A 16,009-nucleotide genomic window follows, 5' to 3' on the forward strand; every position below is an offset into this window, starting at 1 on the left:
AGTGCATTATCAGGCCTTAAAAGGCTGTTGTTCGGGTGTCGGGGACGCCCTTGAAATGTGTTTGCAGCCTAAGGAGCAGAGTGATGGATGATCTGTCCCAGCGACATGCACTGGCTTGTCATGTGGCCCGCGAGGCCGGAATGCTGGCCATGGAGTATTTTTGTCGACGAGATGAGCTGACCGTCGATGCCAAAGGGGTTCAGGACTGGGTCAGTGAAGCTGATCGTGAGGTGGAATCCCTGATTCGGAGCCGTCTGGCAGAGACCTTTCCACGGGACGGTATTCTTGGTGAGGAAGAAGGCTGGCAGCCCGGTGAATCCGCGGGCTACTGGGTGATTGATCCCATTGATGGCACCACCAATTTTTTACGGGGTTTGCCGGACTGGGGCGTGGTGCTGGCCTATGTCGAGCAGGACCAGGTGCAGGTGGGGGTCACTTATGCGCCCATTCACGAGCTGTTGTACAGCGCAGTGCGTGGTCAGGGGGCGGAGCTGAATGATCAGCCTCTTAAGCGCAAGGAAGAGGCGGTTGCTCCTGACAGCGCGCTGATTTATCTGGGCTTTGGTGCCCGTAATGATTTGCCGGCGTACAAGGCGCGGCTGGATTACCTCTACAGCTGTAATATGGATCAGCGTCGCCTTGGCAGTGCGGCACTGGCGCTGGCGCGTACAGCGGATGGGCGGGTCGATGGTTTTTTTGAGTCCCGCATTAACCTCTGGGATGTGGCCGCAGGTTTGTTGATCGTCGAAGAGGCCGGTGGCTGGCATAACTATATTGACCGACCTTTACCCCGGGGCGAAAAAATGGGGGTGTTGGCCTGTGATGCATCGCTGGAAACAACGTTGATGCCGCTCTTTGAGATACGCGGCTAGACGCCAGTGAGCGCTCGAAGGGCGCGAAAGGCGCGTAGGGAAAACGCTCTGCAAAGGGATTTGTTGTACATCTGGGTGGTGCGCTGGTGAGGGATGTCACAGCACACTAACTCTGGAAATCACCGAAACCAACGGCAGAAGTACGCACCGGGAGCGGCGTCTGCGTTGATGATGTTGCGCACGAGAGAGTTAACTCCTATGAAAGCATCCGCACTCGCTGTGATGATGACCTTTACCATGACGACAGCTCACGCTGAACAGTGGAGCTGTCAGCAGGATGTGGACGGCTTTGTCCAGAACCTGAGCGTGCAGGTTGAGGACGGTCAGGTCACGGCATTCCATTATCAGGGTTCAACCGAGGCGTTTGAGCAGCAGGCGTTGTCGTGCGCCATGCAGTCTGTTCGCGCTGAAGGTGTCGAGGACTGGGACGTGAAGGGTAACCACACCGACGTCAGTTTCCGTGGTAACCCCAGAGACAAGGTCGAGATGGTTCAGATGGGCGATACCCTGATGATCAATCTGGGCAAGGCTGCGCTGTACCAGTGTTCAAAAGGCGCTGTCACCGCCGAGATGATTTCTATCAGTCGGGATGAACCCTGGTGTTTCGGTATCAGCCTTCGTCAGTAGGCGCTGGGGCTAACGTTGAAGCCAGAGCGCTTGCCTAAAAGCTGTCTTGGTTTTCTCATCACCCCGTCTGACAAGGGAGTGAGTTGTGTTCGTCGAGTCATGATGCTGCTGTTCTCTCCGCCCCAAGGGGCGTGAACTTCAGCGATAGAGCATTACAGCAGTCTGAGCTTTAATCGTGAGGCTTCTTCTCTCAGGGTCTGGATATGGGCCTGACAGCGTTCTTCACTAAAACGGCTGATCGGTCCGGAGATCGACAGGCAGCCCAGTAAATCACCCTGACGGTTATAGGTCGGTACGGCGACCGAACCCACTTCCGGCATACGCTCACCCAGTGAAACGGTCCAGCCCTGACGGCGAATGTGATGATCCATTGGGTCATCATCAGTAAAGGCGCGCAGTAAGCGACCGGCGGCGCCCACACCCAGTGGCAGGCTAATGCCTTCTTCCAAATGATGCCTGACTTCCTGCAGGGCATTTTCCCGATAAAGACAAATACGCTTCATGCCTTCACGGACATAGAACGACGTGGTTTCGCCGGATTGCTCGCGCAATTGCAGCAGGCTTGGGCGAATCATGGGTTCAATGCCGGTAGACTCATTGCAGGCGCGGGATAAACGTCTGACAGCGCCACCGAGGCTAAACAGCCCGCGATTATCGCGCTGGACATAGCCGAACATTTCCAGTGAGCGCATCAGGCGCAGAATCGTGCTTTTGTAGAATCCGGAAGTGGTGGCGAGTTCCGCCAGAGACAGGGTGCGTTGTTGTTCATTAAAGCAATCCAGCAGTACCAGTGCCCGCTCAACGGCTTCGACGCGATCTTGTGCCACAGGAGGTCTCCTTTTCCTGAAGAGAAAACTGTCACATTCCATGAACAGTAGGGTGCTAATAATCTAGCGCATTTGGGCGGCAGAATCCTACTACAGAGAGAATCGGACGAAAGAGTTAAGAAAATGCTTTTGGCGGGAGGGGTGAATAATCGTGCGCGAAAATGGGGCACGGTCTGCGTAAAAAAAGCGGCCACCCCAGAAGGGGCGGCCTTTGTGGGAAGTAATTTAACTCTTTGGTCAAAAAAATGACGCCAGAGACTTGTATGTTGCAAGTGGTTACGGGGACTGCAGCGGACTAGCGTACGCCCATGCGACGGATAGCCGCCGGGGTGAAATCATCGTGCTTGAAGCGCACGTCGAAGTCATAGCCTTTGCCTTCCTCGTTGCTAAGACCTCCAACCAGATAGCGGCCTGACTGCAGGTCGTAGAGGGCTTCAGCCGTCAGCCAGGGCACCTGTGCCTTGCGGTACTGAAATTCATAGGCCTCAGCCACGCGCCAGAGCTGATTGCGGCCATCGTAATGATCCACCACTGCCGCCTGCCAGGTGTCTTCATCGATGTAGAAGGTGCGCTTGGCGTAAATATGCCGCTCGCCCGGCTTGAGGTTGGCTTCCACGACCCAAACGCGGTGCAGCTCATAGCGCGGCAAGTCGGTATTCAGATGGCCGGGGCGGATGATGTCATCGTATTTGAGGCTTCGATCTGCAAGACGGAAGCTGTTGTAGGGGATATACATCTCCTGCTTGCCGATCAGCTTCCAGGTATAGCGATCCGGGGCGCCGTTATACATATCCAGATTGTCGGACGTACGCTGGCCGTCAGTGGCGGTGCCCGGCGCATCGTAGGCGACCTGAGGCGCACGGCGCACACGTCGCTGACCGGCGTTATACACCCAGGCCTGACGCGGAGTGGACACCTGATTCAGGGTTTCGTGTACCAGCAGCACGTTACCGACCAGGCGCGCCGGGCTGATAACGTTCTGGGTGAAGAAGGAGAGAATATTGGCATCCTCCGGCTGTACACCATCTTTCAGGTACTCAGGCCAGGAGAAGCTTTCTTCCAGCTTTACCGGGCTATACGCCCCGTTACTTTGTACGGCAGCCTGCAAAATGGTGCGCTTGAGGGCGCCGCCACGGTAACGGGTGATGTGATTCCAGATCACTTCAAGACCGTTTTGCGGAATCGGGAAGGGCACTGCTTCCTTGTAGCCTTCGACACCGTTGCCGTCCGCCACCAGATGGGCTGATGTCGCGTTGGCTTTGGCGGCGGCATAGATTCGATCCGGCATCGCCGCCGTGCGATGTGTGGGGTACACATGCATCTGGTAATCCGGGTATTTCCTGAACATCGCCACCTGACCAGGCGAAAGCTTGCTGGCGTACTGATCGACATTGGCCGGGGTGATGGTCAGCATCGGTTTTTCACTGGCGAAAGGGTCTGCATAGCGGTCACCCTCCTGACTCATGCCCCCCTGCCAGGCGGGAATGGTGCCCTCTGCATTGGCGGCTTTAACGGCCCCGGCCGGTGTCAGTGTGGTGCCGAGTTTCGCCGCTTCCTCTGCCGAGACAGCCGCCTGAGCAGTGGATAGCCCGAGCAGGCAAAGCGCCAGACTGACGGGTGCCAGACGCCACAGGCGCGGGCGTTGTGGTGAAGTGGGAGAACGAAAGGCGAGTGTACGCATCATCAGTCCTTATTCTTATCTGCATCATTCCTGTCAGTGAGCATCATCACACAGCAGAGCCCTCCGGAGGAGGCGCTCTGCGCAGGCTCAGAATGACATGCCAAAACTTAACGAGGCAAAGTCCCGGTCTTCGAGGGTGTTGTAGTCTCCGCCAAAGAAACGGGTGTACGACAGGGTGCCAAAGTACTTATTGAGGTATTCGCCGTTCAGGCTAAGGCCCAGAGATTTTGCGCCCTCGTTGAAGGTGCCACCTGGCTGGGGCGACACACCATTGACGTCATGCTTGAACGACAGGGTCGGCGTCAGGTTGATGCCCGCTACTGCATCCGGGTAGGTCAGTGAAGCACGGCCCACATAACCCCAGGAGTTCTGGGTCACGAAACCATCGTTATCGCCTGACTCATAGCCAAAGGCGCTGCTGCGGCCATATTTGATCGCATTGGCGCTGTCATCTAGGCCATGTACATGGATAAACCCAAGCTCGCCAACCAGTGCCATTTCACTGGCCCCCAGTACCTGATAGTAGGTTTTGATGGCAGTGAGCTGCACCTGCGAGACATCAAAGGTGTCATAGCCACGTACCACACCTCCCAGCGCCGTATTGCGCACGCGCGAATCAATGCCGCTGTTGACGTTGGCATTGCCCAGCGTCGCCAGTGAGGTCAGAAGCGCACTGCCGTTGATCTGCATGGGCACATCGTGGCGGAAGCTGTATTCACCGGAGAGCGCCACTTCACCGACGTTGGTGTTAAAACTCAGCCCCAGTGTCTGGATATCCTCAGGGTATTCGGTGAAATAACTGCTGCCGGAGGCGGCATCAATCACATGCAGCTGGGCTGCACCGAGCAAGCCTGAATACTGGCTGTACAGCGGGCTTGATGGGCTGGATGCGCCCAGCGAGGTCAGCGTTGCCAGTGCACTTTGCACTTGTGACAGGCTCGTCAGGCCGCCGGTGGCACTTTGCAAGGTGGGGCTCAGGGCCGTGGTGTTGGGGTTGGTTGTGGTTTTCACCGCGCTGATCACCGGCAGGCGGCTATGCAGGTTGGTGAAGTAAAAACCAAACTCGGTGTTATTCAGGTTCTCGGCAAAGTAACGGAAAGCCGTACCGAACTGACCGCTGTCGGGGGCTTCACGAACGCCATTGCTGTTGCGGTAAATCGCAAAGTTGCCGTCATTGAAGTAGGTCTGATCATCCGAGTTCAAGGCGTTGTAGGGTGGCAGGGCGCTCAGGCTTGGATTGTCGCTATAGATTCGAATCTTGTTACAGCCTGAGGCGGCGTAATCGTTATCCGAAAACAAGGTGCCGCAGCCATCCGCCACACTGGGCTCGAATTGCAGCTGATAGAAGGCTTCCGCGCTCAGGTTATCGGTAACCCCAAGGTTGCCATAGAGCATGTTGACGGGCAGCAGGCCTTCCTTGATCTGGGCGCCGGGACGGCGGAAGGTATTGGCATCAATCGGGTTAATGGTATTGATGCCGCCCAGCAGGAAGGTGCTTTCGCCCCAGCTCACCACCTGACGACCAAGGCGCACACTCAGGGGGTGTTCAGCCACATCAAAGTCACCGTAGACAAAGGCATCCAGCAGCGCAGCTCCCGAGAAACGCGAGTAGTTATCGAAGCCTGAATCACTCAGCGGCTCGCCGGGGTCGTAGTCGTTACCGCTGTTGCCGTGGGGGCGCGAGCCATTTTCAAGCTCCAGGTCATACCAGTATTTGCCCCGGACAAAGGCGCCGACGTTTTCATAACGCAGGTCAAGGTCATGCACGCCCTTGATAATTTTTGAGAAGGCATCGCCCTGCCTGAAGTTGAGGTTGCCATCGTCATCGTTACCGGCTCCTGGGCCGGTGCCGCCGTTGGCCTTGGAGATCAGATAGGGGTCGGCATCCTCTGTTCTCCAGCTGGCGCCGACGGAAATGTTCGAGTCGAGCCTTCCCTGAACCTCGCCCAGGGTAAATTCAAACGCCTGCGCCTGTCCGCTTAAAAGCGGCAGCAGTACTAAACCGGTTAAACCAGAGATCGCAGCCGCCAGCGGGCGGCGCGTGAAGCACTGGACGTTTTTTATTCTTGTCGTCATAGAGCATCACCTGAAGTAGCTGGCCAGCGACAGGACAGGAGTGCCTGTCTGGCGATAGTCGCGTGGGAGAGAGTGTTGGATGCTCTGCCCATCGCTGCAATGACAAAATGGCCCATTTGCACTGACATTTCCACGCGAAACAGTGAAGGATAAAAACGCGATCACGCCGTTCGGCATAAGTACGTTTTGAAATTAGCTGCTTGAGTGGCGAAAAAGTACGAAGTGGTTTCCGAATTTTTGCTGACATTTCTCATCAGATAATTCCACCAAGGTTGGCTTGAAATATTTTTTCCGTTGGGTCAAAAATGTACGTTATATGTACAGAAGGCAGGGCGGTGTTGATGAACACGATGGCGATGACAGGCAGTGAGCGTACCATCAGCGTCCCCAGTGGTTATGTTGGCTATCTTCTGCGGATGGTCGACAAGCAAGGTTATGACGTCGACTCTCTATTAGCCTCTGTGGATATCTCCCCGGCCGCGATTGCCGCAGGCGAGGATCTTTCTGCTGAGAAATTCGGTCAGCTGTACCAGCGCATCATCTGGGTGATGCAGGATGAGTCCTTCGGCATGCTCAGTGGCGGCAAGGTGCCCAACGGCACGTTTCGCATGATGTGCTACTGCATTTTGCACTGCCAGACGCTGGAAAAAGCCCTGCGACGCTGCAGTGATTTCTATGAAGTCTGCCGTGGTTCAGTGATCAAGCCTGTGCTTACCAAACGTGGTCGTTATGCCAAGCTGAGTTTTGCCCCCCTCGATTCCCAGCCTGCGGGGACGGTGGAAAGCCTGATCAGTGAAGAACCCCCTGTCAGCATTCGTACTTCTCTGTCGGTCTGGCACCATTTTCTGAGTTGGCTGGTGGGCCGTCGGCTGGAGCTGAAAGCGGTCTACTTCAGCTTTGATACGCCGGAAGATGAAGACCACTATCGGCGATTGTTTCACGCCGAAATCCGCTTTAACCAGCACGATAATGTCATCGTTTTCCCTGCACGGTATCTGGACCTGCCGCTGGTGCAAACCGAGGAAACCCTGCGCGGTTTTCTCAAGACGGCGCCTTATCAGCTGATGGTGATGGTGGATGATGCCCAGACCCTCAAGTCCCAGATTGTGGCGATTCTCGGCAAGGACTTCAGTCGTGAAATGCCAAGTGCGGATGATGTCGCCAGCAAGCTCAATATGTCGATATCCACCTTGCGACGACGGCTGCTGGATGAAGATACTTCCTACCAGAAGATCAAGGATGAATGCCGCCGGGATGCCGCGGTTAACTACATGAACTCCCCCCACCTCAGCATCAACGACATTGCCGCCCTGATGGGCTTTGATGAACCCAGCGCGTTCTTTCGCTCCTTCAAAAAATGGACTGGCATGACGCCGGGAGAATACCGGCAAAAATCCCGTTGGCAGGATTACGCCTGAACCTGTTTCCACTTCTGATGATAAGCACTGGCGGCTTTTGTCAGTGGATTCGGCCGTAAATGTCATTGTTGAATACCTGATCACAACGGCATCCTCACTGAAAATAACCATGCTCTTCACCGGTCGTGGCTGACTCAGGCGCGACGGGTACAAGAGTGCCCGTTGCTGTGAGGTGCCTTATGAGCGGTTCGTCGACGATTCCTCCTTCTCCTCCCTATCTGGCGCCGATGAAAGACAGCCGCTTTGTGCTGGAGTATCTGATTGGTACGCAAGCCCTGGCTTCGCTACCGGAACAGCAAGAGTTATCCCCTGAGCTGATTGATGCTGTGCTTAATGAAGCGGCCAAACTGGCGTCGGATGTCTGGGCGCCCACCAGTCGTCTGGCGGATAAGCAGGGGGCTACGTTAAAGGATGGCGTAGTGCAGGTGCCGGAGGCTTGTCGGGAGGCACTGGCGCAATTTACCGAGGGTGGCTGGCAAGGGATTCGTGCACCGGAGAGTTTTGGTGGGCAGGGGTTGCCACAGGTGATTGCAACGGCGGTGGCGGAGTATTGGCAGTCGGCCAATCTGGCGCTGGCGCTGAACCCGCTACTGAGCCAGAGCACCATCGAAGCGCTGTTGCGTCACGGCAGCGATGAGCTGCAAAACCGCTATTTACCGGGGCTGATCAGCGGTCGTTATAGCGGCACCATGAATCTGACGGAGCCGCAGGCAGGCTCTGATCTGGCTTTGCTCAACATGCGAGCAGAACCGGCGGGCGAGCACTATCGGCTCTATGGTCAGAAAATCTACATCACCTGGGGCGAGCATGAGTGCAGCGACAATATTCTGCACATGGTGCTTGCGCGTTTGCCGGAGGCTCCGCCCGGAGTAAAAGGCATTTCCCTGTTTCTGGTGCCTAAATGGCTGGATGATGCGAAGCAGGAGCGTAACGATGTGCAGGCGCTGGCCCTTGAGCACAAGCTCGGCATTCATGGTAGCCCGACCTGCGTGATGAGTTATGGCGATAACGGCGGGGCGCTGGGCTACCTTATTGGTGAGCCGCATCAGGGGCTGCCCTGCATGTTCACGATGATGAATCATGCCCGTCAGGCGGTGGGTGTTCAGGGACTGGGCGTGGCTGAACGGGCCTGGCAACAGGCAAGAGCCTATGCCGCCGAGCGAAGACAGGGGACGGATCGCCAGCAGCAGACCGTCAGTATTGATCATCACCCGGATGTGCAGCGTATGCTGCTGATGCAACAAAGTGCGTTGGAAGCCATGCGTGCTCTGGCGCTGACTGCCGCCTTTGCGGAGGATCAGGCCAAGCATGATAAAGCACAGCGGGTGCGTGCGGATCTGCTGACGCCCATCGTTAAAGGCTGGCTGACTGAACTGGCACAGGAGTGCACGGGGCTGGCGATTCAGGTGCATGGCGGGATGGGCTTTATCGAGGAAACGGGAATCGCCCAGTGCTATCGGGATGCCCGCATTCTCACCATCTACGAAGGGACAACCGGGATTCAGGCGCTGGATCTGCTGGGGCGAAAATGTCTGGCGGATAAGGGCGTGGGGGTGAGCGCTTTGCTGGCGGAGGTGGATGCGACACTCAAGCCGATTGAGCTTGCTGAACTGCAGGCGGATGTCAGTGCGGTTCGGCGTTCTCTGGAGCAAGCGCGAGCGGCAGCGACATGGCTGGCTCAGCGTGCCGGCGCGGGGGAAATGCAAGCCACTCAGGCAGCCGCCGTGCCCTGGCTGATGCTGCTTGGCTATCTCTGTGGTGGCTGGTTATTGCTGAAAAGTGCGCTGGCCGCCATCGACCATGATGACCAGCGCCTGCACAAAACCCGGATGCTGCGTTTCTATTGCCAACACTGGTTGAGCCGGACCGATGGTCTGTTGATTGCCATCACCGAAGGTGGCGACAGTCTGGGGGAATGTGCCAAAGCACTCTTTGAAGAAGGCTGAGAGGGCGAGAGGTCTGAGGGGGCTCAGACCTCTTCCAGCGGCTCTTTCGGGCTGCTGACCACCTGATTGCGGCCATTGCGTTTGGCGGCATAAAGCGCACCGTCTGCCCGCTCAAGGGCATCGGTGAAGTTTTCATCTTCGGCTTGCCAGTCGCTCAGGCCAAGACTGATTGTGAGCTGTAAACGCTCCCGTCCTGCCTTGATTTCCATGGCCGACACGGCAAGTCGTAGTCGTTCGGCGACAATCGCCGCCTGACTCAGATCGGTTTGAGTCAGCAGCATCACAAATTCCTCACCACCCCAACGGCAGAGAATGTCGGACTCACGCAGGTACTGCTGACAGATAATGGCAAACTCACGCAGCACAATGTCACCGACGCTGTGACCGTGGTTGTCATTGATCAGCTTGAAGTGGTCAATATCGGCAATCATTACGCAGAGGTTCTGTCCATGGCGGCGGGACCAGGATTGCTCACGGGAGGCTTGTTCTTCCATCGAACGGCGGTTGTGTAGCCCGGTAAGAGGGTCGCGCGCGGCGAGTTCTTTTAGCTGCTGCTGCAGGGCGACCCTTTCACTGATGTTCTCCACCATCGCGACATAGGTGGTGCTTTCACCCTGAATATTGACGGGGCTGATGTTCATCTGCGTCCAGATCACATTGCCGGAAGCCTGCACAAAACGTTGCTGGTGGTTGAGCTTATCGACGACACCGTCGGTCATGGCCTGAAAGGTGCGGGCAGTGGCTTCGCGTTCTTCGCCGGTGACCAGATCACTCCAGTGCCAGCGCAGCAGATTATTCTCGGGATAGCCGAGCATGTTACAGAAAGCCGGGTTGGCATCGAGAATCCGGCCATTGGAGTCCAGCTGCAGAATGCCCAGACTGGCATCTTCAAAGATGGCGCGAAAACGCGCTTCGCTGCGCGTCAAGGCGCGGGAGGCGCGGTGGCTCTGGGTCACGTCGTGAACGATGAGGTAAAGCAGAGGCTCGCCAGCCAGCATGATCTGGCCTGAATGAATCTCGACCAGACGTTCCTCTCCCTGAGCGGTGCGTTGGCGCAGACGAAACGGGTTGCTGGATTTGAGCAGTCCGAGGATATCGGGGTTGTCTTCGGTAATATCAAACAGGGTGTGGCGCTGCAGAGTGGCTACCGTATGGCCGTAAAAATCGGCGGCGGTTTTACTGGCCATCACAATGCTGCCATCCAGCGGGTTAACCAGTAGCTGCAATGCCTTATTGCGGTTAAAGAGAGTACGGAAATCCTGATTGCCGCGCTGCAGATTACGAAACAGCAGTACACCCAGGAGCGCCAGCGCCAGTGTCAGCATCAGCCCCAGACCAATGGCGGTATAGATCAGCCGAAACGGCGGCGTCTCGTGGTTCCAGTCGACAACGGCACGGCCATTATCCAGAGTGATTACGGTTTGGGAGGAACTCAGTTCACTGTCATTGGCCGCCGGCAGCTGCAGTTTCAGCAGAGAAAAGTGATAGCGATCAGCCAGTGTCGCCAGATAGTTGTCATCCAGCTGACGCCAGTACACCAGATAGCCGTGGGCCTGGCTGAGTGACGCTTCATGCAGAGAAGCGATCACCAGCGCCCAAACCTTACCCTGCGCGCGTAAATAATAGCTGTGAGCCTGGCCGTCATTGGCCTGAGCCGCCTCGCTGATCAGCTCATCAATATGCTGGCGCAGGCTGTCCGGCAGGGCCACCTGCATTTTGATATCCCGGGGGTTGCCATTGGCACTGAGCAGCATGGCGCCATCAAGACGGTCGGGTTGCAGCAGGCTTTGCAGATGATGCTGAATCATCTGGTCCGTCCCTTCCGGGGAAAAGTGAGGCATGTCGCGGGTGATGCGTGCCTGGCTATCGACCAGTCGCTTCATGCTGTCGAGTTCGGTCGACAGCGTGGCCTGCAGCAGCGCGGTACGCGTGTCGTGGTATTGGTCTTCCATCATGATGCGTGCGCCAAAGAGCAGGGCAAACATCAGCAGCAGGAAGCTGAAGCCAGTCAGAAAAAAGACAGAGACGGGGCGGCGCAGCAGCGTCATCCTGGTTCCTCATTTTTCGGCTGGCCGAGCCGGCAGGAAGGGGAGTTCAGGTTCATAGACTCGCTCGGTGGTGGCGATGGGCAACGGTGGACAGCGGATCCACTTCCTGAAGTGTGTGTCTTGCGCGTATCACCAGTTCACGATAACGCTGATCGGCCTGTTGTCTGGCATACAGCGTTGCCATGGTCACGGCGCCGCAGGGGTAGGCAGGGTTGCCTGCCAGCAGCTGGCTTTCTGTGCCATTGAACCCGGCCTGCACATGAGAGGCCGGAGATACCATGCTTTGCTGACCAATAATCGCCCGGTCCAGAATCACCGAACCCATGCCAATAAAGCAGCGGCGTCCCAGGGTGCAGTTATATAGCACGCTGCCTGCAGCAATATGACAGTGGGAGCCGACATGAACACGGCCACCTTCATCGGCATGAATCACGCAGTTGTCCTGAATGTGGCTGTCATGGTCAATCTTGACCTGACCCAAATCGCCGCGCAGGGATACCAGCGGCCCGACGTAGCAGTTCTCACCGATGATCACATCACCAATCAGCACGGCGGAAGGGTGCACGTAGCTACCCTGGGACACGACCGGGATATTGCCGTCAAAGGCATAGGCTGGCATGACAACTCCTTGTACTCCAGAGGAAGGCTTGGAAACATTCTACACAGCTTTATGGGGTCGCGTTATGGTCCCAAATCATGATTTGGCGCATGGAATAAGGAAAATCCCTAAATTATTCTGACCCTAGCAAGTAATGTCATAACAGTCAGGAGTATGACGGGTGAAAATATCCCCAACTGGCGCGATAAGTCCGCACAGCGACGCTGTTGCGGAGGATGCCGGTTACATTGAGCCCAGCGATCACAGTCATGAGGTCTGGCATCTGGCGCGCCGGGCTCTGCTGACCTGTGCGCCGAATACCCCGCTGCAGGACGTGGTGCGGCAGATGTTTGAAGGCAATTGCAGCGCCGTGGTTATCGTCGAAGACGGTCGGCTGCTCGGTATCTGGACCGAGCGCGATGCCACGCGGCTGGCGGCCTGTCCACAGGAGCTGCAATCCCCGGTGTCGGATCACATGAGCTCACCGGTCAAAACCCTGGCGGCAGGGTCAAGCCTGCGTGAAGCGGGTCTGGTGATGCAGCGTGAAGGTGTGCGGCATCTGGTGATTGTGGATGCCGACGGACACCCAGGCGGCATGTTCAGCCTGAGCGATCTGATCCGCCATCAGGGCGTTGAGTATTACCTTTCCCTGCGTGAAATCGACAGCACCATTACCCGCGAACCCATGCGCGTAGCGGCGACTTCTCCTGCGCAAGCCGTGTTTGAGCGTATGCACAGGGAGCAGCGTGAAGCGTTTCTGGTCGACCATGGTGACGGCCACTGCAGCATTGCCTGCGAGCGCGACTGGGTCGCCTATCTGTCGCAGCCTGAAACTCAGTTGGCTATTGGCGAACTGGCGCAGGAGGCTTGTCTTACCGTGGCTCTGGGCACGCCACTCCTGATGGCGCGCAACTGCATGGAGCAGGCCGGGCTGAATCATCTGGGCGTGACCAATGGCGGGGGTGAGATCATCGCCTTGCTCTGCTATTCCGACATCCTTCGCAGTATCGAATATCTCTATGTATCGCGGTTGCAGTCGGTGCTGGATCAGCGCAATCAGGCGTTGAAAGAGTCGACGGAATGTTTGCGTCTGGCAGAGAAAGTGATTGAAGCCTCCCTGAATGCCATCATCATCACCGATCCCAAAGGGGTGATTCAGGCGGTCAACCCAAGTTTTAGCGCGGTCACCGGCTATAGCGCGGAAGAGGCCATCGGTAAAACGCCCGCCCTGCTAAGCTCAGGTTTTCACGACCACACCTTTTACGCTGCGATGTGGAAAGAGCTGCTGGCGCAGGGCACCTGGCAGGGGGAGATCTGGAACCAGCGCAAGAATGGTGAGATTTATCCCCAGTGGATCAGTATCACTGCCATCTATGATGACACCAGTCATGTGCGCCAGTACGCGGCCATCTTCAGTGACATTTCCGAGCGCAAGATTCGTGAGCAGCAAATCGAAAAACTGGCCTATTTTGATGAACTGACCGGGCTGCCTAACCGCCGTCTGTTTCAGGCCCGGTTGGAGCGCGCGCTTGAGAAAGCACGGCTGGAGCATCAGCGTCTTGGGGTGTTGTTCCTCGATCTGGACCGCTTCAAGCGTATCAATGACAGTCTTGGTCACAGTGTCGGTGATGAGGTGCTCAGTATTGTGGCCAAGCGTCTGACGCGGGTGCTGCGCAAGAATGACACGGCGGCCCGTCTGAGTGGCGATGAGTTTACCCTGCTGATTCCGGCCATTGAGAATTCCGCGAGCCTGAATCATCTGGCCGAGCGCATTCTGCAGACCATGTCCGACCCCTTTGTGATTGATGGTCAGTCACTGCATCTCTCCTGCAGTATCGGTATTGCCTGTTACCCGGACGATGGCGACAGCGTTGAGCTGCTTCTCAAGCGTGCGGATACGGCGATGTACCGCTCCAAAGACAATGGCCGTAACGGCTTTAGCCTGTTTCGTCATCCATTGGAGGAAGCCAGTCAGGCCAGCCTCAGTCTGGAGATGGCGATGTATCAGGCGCTTAAACACGGTGATTTTGAACTGCATTACCAGCCCAAACTGCACTTTGCGAACCAGCAGCCGGTCGGGCTTGAGGCGCTGATTCGCTGGCCTGGCCCGGACGGGATGCGCAAGCCCGAGGTGTTTCTGCCGCTGGCCAAACAGCTGGGGCTGATGCCGCGTATCACGCGCTGGGTACTGGAAACTGCCTGCCATCAGTTGCAACGGTGGCTCACTCATGACGGCCCGCACTTACCCATCGCGGTGAACCTGTCCGCCTCGGATCTGCTCGATACCACGCTGGTGGATGACATTCGCTCTTTACTCGACTATTACCAGATTCCACCGCAGTTGCTGGATCTGGAAATCACCGAAGACAGCTTTATTCCGGCGCAGGCTGCCTCCGTTCAGGAAGGGCTGGCGCAGCTTCGTGCGCTGGGGGTGGGCGTGGCGCTGGATGATTTCGGCACGGGCTTTTGCTGCCTTGGCTATCTCAAGCATTTGCCGGTGGACTACCTGAAGATCGACGCCAGTTTTGTTGCCGGGCTGCCGGAGGTCTACGAAGACCGGCATCTGGCCCAGACCATCATTGCGCTGGCCCATGGCCTGAACCTGTCCGTGATTGCCGAAGGGGTGGAAAACCCTGCGCAGCAGGCATTTCTGGCAGAGGCGGGCTGTGATCAATATCAGGGCTATCTGATCGCGCCGGCCATGAATGCGCTCGACTGTGCCCGCTGGTTAAGCTGCTATCCCGGTAATGGTGATCCCGGTCTGACGCCGCCGCTGGCGGGTTAGTCACTGGAGTGGCTGGTGCCTTGATCTAAGGCCAGAGTGAGCTGCTGGGGTTGCAGCAGGCGCTCGGCGGTTTCCTGCGACAGGCGTACGCCCACGCCAATCAGACGCACGGCCTTGTTATTGCCACGCTCCCAGGCCGCCGCCATCAGGCTGGCATAATCATGATCAGGTCGGTTACGGCTGCGCTCCACGGTGGTTTGCTGAAAGTCGTGGAATTTCATCTTCAGCACATTGCCCTGGGCATGCTGACTCAAACCCCGGCGAGCGAGACGCTCCTCCAGCTCTTTCAGCAGACTGGGCAGCTTATCAAGACAGGTAGCCAGATCCGGCAGATCCTGATCGTAAGTGTGCTCGACACTCAGGGACAGGCGCTCTTCGCGAACAGCCACCGGGCGATGATCGACCCCTCGGCAAAGCTGATAAAGGCGCGCTCCGAAGCTGCCGAAATGCTCGATCAGGTCTTCCTCGCGCCACTTCTGCATATCCTCCAGGGTAAAAAGTCCCAGCCGGTTCATCTTGGCGGCAGTGACTTTACCCACACCCCAGAGCTTATTGACCTTGAGCGCCTTCACGAAGTCATCCACTTCTGCTGGCGTGATCACCTTCATGCCATCCGGCTTATGCCAGTCACTGGCGACTTTGGCGAGAAACTTGTTGGGCGCAACACCTGCTGAAACGGTGATGCCCAGTTCGCGGCGAACCCGTTCACGAATGTGGCGGGCAATCAGGGTGGCGCTGCCATTAAAAGCGGTCGATTCGCTCACATCGATAAAGGCTTCATCCAGAGAGAGCGGCTCCACCTCTTCGGCGAACTCCTGCAGAATCGCCATGAATTGCTGGCTCACGGCTTTGTACTTGGCCATATCGCCGGGAATGAGCGTGAGATCCGGGCAGAGGCGCATGGCCTGAGAGGAGGGCATCGCCGAGTGGATGCCAAATTTGCGCGCAGGATAATTGCAGGTTGAGATGACGCCACGCTTGTCCGGGCGGCCACCAATGGCCAGAGGAATATCGCGAAACGGCGGACAGTCGCGCATCTCGACCGATGCGTAGAAGCAATCACAGTCGAAGTGAATGATCTTGCGCTGCGCCATAACCTGACCTGTTAAGGGTTCAAAGTACTGTATTTTA

The 16,009-nt window shown here is 57.0% G+C and carries 11 protein-coding genes; 5 read left to right on the forward strand and 6 right to left on the reverse strand.

What is annotated here, in order from left to right:
• The first annotated feature begins 83 nt into the window (after nt 1-83).
• The gene (locus ACKC9G_RS08300) at nt 84-872 is read left to right on the forward strand and encodes an inositol monophosphatase family protein (protein ID WP_411404476.1); all 789 of its coding nucleotides are present in this window, start codon (nt 84-86) and stop codon (nt 870-872) included.
• A 198-nt stretch (nt 873-1,070) separates the two neighbouring features.
• Complete coding sequence (locus tag ACKC9G_RS08305; RefSeq protein WP_411404477.1) at nt 1,071-1,499, forward strand: hypothetical protein; 429 nt, start codon at nt 1,071-1,073, stop codon at nt 1,497-1,499.
• A gap of 152 nt (nt 1,500-1,651) precedes the next feature.
• Here the strand turns inward: ACKC9G_RS08305 and ACKC9G_RS08310 are convergent, their stop codons facing one another.
• The 3 genes from ACKC9G_RS08310 to ACKC9G_RS08320 all read right to left on the reverse strand — a co-directional run bounded on the left by ACKC9G_RS08310 (nt 1,652) and on the right by ACKC9G_RS08320 (nt 6,083).
• Nucleotides 1,652-2,326 (reverse strand): IclR family transcriptional regulator, encoded by a 675-nt coding sequence (locus ACKC9G_RS08310; RefSeq protein WP_411404478.1) that lies wholly within the window; start codon nt 2,324-2,326, stop codon nt 1,652-1,654.
• 295 nt (nt 2,327-2,621) lie between these two features.
• Nucleotides 2,622-4,007, reverse strand: coding sequence for a DUF1329 domain-containing protein (locus tag ACKC9G_RS08315; RefSeq protein ID WP_411404479.1), 1,386 nt, complete (start codon nt 4,005-4,007; stop codon nt 2,622-2,624).
• A gap of 87 nt (nt 4,008-4,094) precedes the next feature.
• Complete coding sequence (locus ACKC9G_RS08320; RefSeq protein WP_411404480.1) at nt 4,095-6,083, reverse strand: DUF1302 domain-containing protein; 1,989 nt, start codon at nt 6,081-6,083, stop codon at nt 4,095-4,097.
• Nucleotides 6,084-6,424: 341 nt separating this feature from the next.
• On the opposite strand from ACKC9G_RS08320, the gene ACKC9G_RS08325 reads away from it, so the two are divergent.
• Nucleotides 6,425-7,501 (forward strand): AraC family transcriptional regulator, encoded by a 1,077-nt coding sequence (locus tag ACKC9G_RS08325; RefSeq protein ID WP_411404599.1) that lies wholly within the window; start codon nt 6,425-6,427, stop codon nt 7,499-7,501.
• Between the two features lie 179 nt (nt 7,502-7,680).
• Complete coding sequence (locus tag ACKC9G_RS08330) at nt 7,681-9,447, forward strand: acyl-CoA dehydrogenase (RefSeq protein WP_411404481.1); 1,767 nt, start codon at nt 7,681-7,683, stop codon at nt 9,445-9,447.
• Nucleotides 9,448-9,470: 23 nt separating this feature from the next.
• Here the strand turns inward: ACKC9G_RS08330 and ACKC9G_RS08335 are convergent, their stop codons facing one another.
• Complete coding sequence (locus ACKC9G_RS08335) at nt 9,471-11,495, reverse strand: diguanylate cyclase (protein WP_411404482.1); 2,025 nt, start codon at nt 11,493-11,495, stop codon at nt 9,471-9,473.
• A 52-nt stretch (nt 11,496-11,547) separates the two neighbouring features.
• Nucleotides 11,548-12,114 carry a phenylacetic acid degradation protein PaaY gene (locus ACKC9G_RS08340; protein WP_411404483.1) on the reverse strand — a complete coding sequence of 189 codons (567 nt, stop codon included), beginning with the start codon at nt 12,112-12,114 and terminating at the stop codon, nt 11,548-11,550.
• Nucleotides 12,115-12,274: 160 nt separating this feature from the next.
• Between ACKC9G_RS08340 and ACKC9G_RS08345 the strand changes: the two genes are divergently transcribed.
• The gene (locus tag ACKC9G_RS08345; protein ID WP_411404484.1) at nt 12,275-14,878 is read left to right on the forward strand and encodes an EAL domain-containing protein; all 2,604 of its coding nucleotides are present in this window, start codon (nt 12,275-12,277) and stop codon (nt 14,876-14,878) included.
• On the opposite strand, the gene dinB is transcribed toward ACKC9G_RS08345, so the two are convergent.
• A complete protein-coding gene (gene dinB, locus ACKC9G_RS08350) occupies nt 14,875-15,972 on the reverse strand; it encodes a DNA polymerase IV (RefSeq protein WP_411404485.1) in 1,098 nt (365 codons plus the stop codon). The genes ACKC9G_RS08345 and dinB overlap by 4 nt on opposite strands.
• Between the last annotated feature and the right edge of the window lie 37 nt (nt 15,973-16,009).

The sequence above is a fragment of the Pokkaliibacter sp. CJK22405 genome (assembly GCF_046614695.1).
Taxonomy (GTDB): domain Bacteria; phylum Pseudomonadota; class Gammaproteobacteria; order Pseudomonadales; family Balneatricaceae; genus Pokkaliibacter.

Excerpts from the sequence above, each read along its gene's own strand:
- ACKC9G_RS08335 (WP_411404482.1), bottom strand. The coding sequence starts at position 11,495 with ATGACGCTGCTGCGCCGCCCCGTCTCTGTCTTTTTTCTGACTGGCTTC.
- dinB (WP_411404485.1), bottom strand. The coding sequence starts at position 15,972 with ATGGCGCAGCGCAAGATCATTCACTTCGACTGTGATTGCTTCTACGCA.
- ACKC9G_RS08340 (WP_411404483.1), bottom strand. The coding sequence starts at position 12,114 with ATGCCAGCCTATGCCTTTGACGGCAATATCCCGGTCGTGTCCCAGGGT.
- ACKC9G_RS08330 (WP_411404481.1), top strand. The coding sequence starts at position 7,681 with ATGAGCGGTTCGTCGACGATTCCTCCTTCTCCTCCCTATCTGGCGCCG.
- ACKC9G_RS08305 (WP_411404477.1), top strand. The coding sequence starts at position 1,071 with ATGAAAGCATCCGCACTCGCTGTGATGATGACCTTTACCATGACGACA.
- ACKC9G_RS08325 (WP_411404599.1), top strand. The coding sequence starts at position 6,425 with ATGAACACGATGGCGATGACAGGCAGTGAGCGTACCATCAGCGTCCCC.
- ACKC9G_RS08320 (WP_411404480.1), bottom strand. The coding sequence starts at position 6,083 with ATGACGACAAGAATAAAAAACGTCCAGTGCTTCACGCGCCGCCCGCTG.
- ACKC9G_RS08315 (WP_411404479.1), bottom strand. The coding sequence starts at position 4,007 with ATGCGTACACTCGCCTTTCGTTCTCCCACTTCACCACAACGCCCGCGC.
- ACKC9G_RS08300 (WP_411404476.1), top strand. The coding sequence starts at position 84 with ATGGATGATCTGTCCCAGCGACATGCACTGGCTTGTCATGTGGCCCGC.